At 60.1% G+C, this 2420-nt stretch carries 3 protein-coding genes; all 3 read right to left on the bottom strand.

Features of this window, described 5'->3' with window-relative positions; translation table 11 throughout:
• Positions 1-653, bottom strand: a 653-nt coding sequence (locus RAH32_RS21395; protein ID WP_306610405.1) for an Orn/Lys/Arg decarboxylase N-terminal domain-containing protein, incomplete at its 3' end; no start/stop codon positions are given.
• 214 nt (positions 654-867) lie between these two features.
• The gene (locus tag RAH32_RS21390; protein ID WP_167623941.1) at positions 868-1035 is read right to left on the bottom strand and encodes a hypothetical protein; all 168 of its coding nucleotides are present in this window, start codon (positions 1033-1035) and stop codon (positions 868-870) included.
• Between the two features lie 114 nt (positions 1036-1149).
• On the bottom strand, positions 1150-2420 hold a 1271-nt coding region (locus tag RAH32_RS21385), incomplete at its 5' end, for an ISL3 family transposase (protein WP_306610404.1).

The raw sequence follows: 2420 nt of genomic DNA, 5'->3' as shown, positions 1-2420 counted from the left end.
GCGCCAATGGCGCCGTTGTGGTCCAGAAGCTGGCCCAGTTCCTCAACCGCGTTGCAGACGTCGGCCCGCAGCATGTTCTCACCGTAGAACTGGTGATACATTTGTCCGATGGGAGATTTCAGGAAGGCCACACCGCCTGAATGGCCCGGACAGTGCCACGAATAGGAACCGTCCTCGGCATAATCCAAAAGCGCCTTGAAGAAGGGCGGCTGAATGCCTTCCAAATAGCTCTTGGCTTCGCGAATGATGTGCTTGGCCACGAATTCCGGCGTATCTTCGAACATGTGGATGAAGCCGTGCAACTCGCGCAGGATGTCATTGGGCAGATGCCGGCTGGTTTTTGTTTCGCCATGCAGGAAGATCGGCACGTCGGCGTTCTTCCACCGTACTTCCTCAATAAACGACCGCAGGTTCACCACGGCTGGGTCAAGGTCGGGGCCGGGGCTGAATTCCTCGTCGTCGATTGACAATACGAAGGCGCTTGCACGGCTTTGCTGCTGGGCAAATTTTGACAGGTCGCCATAGCTGGTCGCACCCAACACCTCGAAACCCTCAGCCTCGATGGCCTCGGCCAAGCCGCGAATGCCTAGCCCCGACGTGTTTTCGGACCGAAAGTCTTCATCGATGATGACAACGGGGAAACGGAATTTCATAGGGCTTCCTTTTTGGCATCATCTCTGCTGCCCTGTTCTTTCCAGTACCGCTCTGACCGTCAAGCCCAGGCGCATAGCTGAACACCTCAGCGATAACCTTTGTTGGCAGCGCACTATCCATATCGAATGCGTCAAAGGCGCATCTTCCCGCTCCGCTTCACCTGTGCCCAGCTTTGATGAACATCTCGCGGCAGCAGAAGGTGATGCTGCGGCGCTACTCGGTTGGATCGTCGCTGGCGGAGCCACGGCCGGTGTTGCGGTCGAACGTAGGCTGGCGTGCGGTTCCAGATGGCTTGATGGGTTGGTCGCCCTTTTTCAGCGAAGGACGCGTGGTCTGATCCTTCTCAAGATCCTCCTCCATGCTTTTGTCTTTATCGGACATCTTCAGCTCCTTTCCCATTTCGAGAAGCAACTGTCGCAGCAAAGCATCGTTCCTCCGGGCGGAAGCGAAGGTTCGGCCTTGGTAGGCCACCATGACCAATTGGCGGGCTCTGCCTCAATCTGTGTGGCGGAGGGGCAGCATTCTTGCCCTCAACAGTTCTGGCCCGGCTCGGCCGTACATGGCACGTTTGAGGGTCTTCAGACGATTAATCTGACCTTCTGCTTGGCCGTTGCTCCAGGGCATCTCGATAGCGTTTTTTACCGCATCGAAATCCCGGTTCAATGTGCGTGCGAAGCGCACGATGGGCGCCAGGTCGGTTTCGATCGCGTCGTCGATCCATGCAGGGAGCGGGTCTGCCTCGCGGCCACGCAGGATACCGTTGAACCGCATGACGAGGCAGCGCATCGTTGCGAAGGCGGGAGAGCCAGCCTTGAGCGCGTCGACTTTCCGCGCCTGATCCGGGGTGAGTTTTCCGCGGGGTTTGATACACAGCGCTGCCGCGATGACCGGGGAGATCGCGTGCCCCGTTTCCGGGTCCCGGACCGGTTCCAGGATCTGGTGCTCCAAGGCAGGGCCCTTCGCTTGCTTTTCGGCTCTGCGCCACCCCGCCAGCAGCCGCTGCAAATGCGTCGGGCTCCCCTCGTAGCCACGCTCTCGGATCAGACGGAACAGGGCGCTTCCAGTTCGAATTCCGCCCTTCCAGCTTTGGCTCAGGAACTCTTCAAAGTACCACGGCGAAGTCGGCTTCAAAGCTGCCCGCCTGCGGTCCGGCGGCGTCTCGAACTGCAGCCATTTCGCGATGCTGCGACGAGGGAACCCTGTTCGCCGCCCAATCCCGCTGCAGGTAAGCCCCTGATTTCGAAGCGCATGGATGGTGGTGAGAATCTCTTCCCGAGACGTCCTGTGCGCAAGGCGGGACTTCAGAAGGCTTCCCTCTGCGGTGATATTGTCGGCGTCGGACAGCAGCGCCCTGCCGGTCGCACGGCCGTGAAGGTTCATCTGCTCCTCGATAGCCTGCCGCAGGTTCTGCACGATATGAAACCGGTCGGCGACCTGTTCCGCTTGCGGCGCGCCTTGCCGGGCAGCCTGGGCGTAGAGACCGCAGCGATCTCTGCTGATCACTTCCACCTCGGGATGTCGTTTCAGCCAGTCGGTGCAGGTGACCACATCACGATCTTCGAGAACATCGATGACCGCGCGACGCTCCAGATCGACGATGATCGTGCCGTAGGTCTGCGACTTCCGCCAGCTCCAGTCGTCGATCCCGATGACGGTCGGCGGCTCGGCAGTGTCTTGAGCACGGTTCTTCAGCTGCCTAAGCACCGTGTCATCACTGACCCCAAGGCCCAAGCGGTGCAAGAGCCGCTCGGCAGGCCGCCCGCCGG

This window comes from Paracoccus yibinensis (genome assembly GCF_030846195.1).
Classification (GTDB): Bacteria; Pseudomonadota; Alphaproteobacteria; order Rhodobacterales; family Rhodobacteraceae; genus Paracoccus; species Paracoccus yibinensis.
The sequence above is the reverse complement of the archived record's forward strand: the minus strand, read 5'-3'. Positions and strand labels throughout refer to the sequence as shown.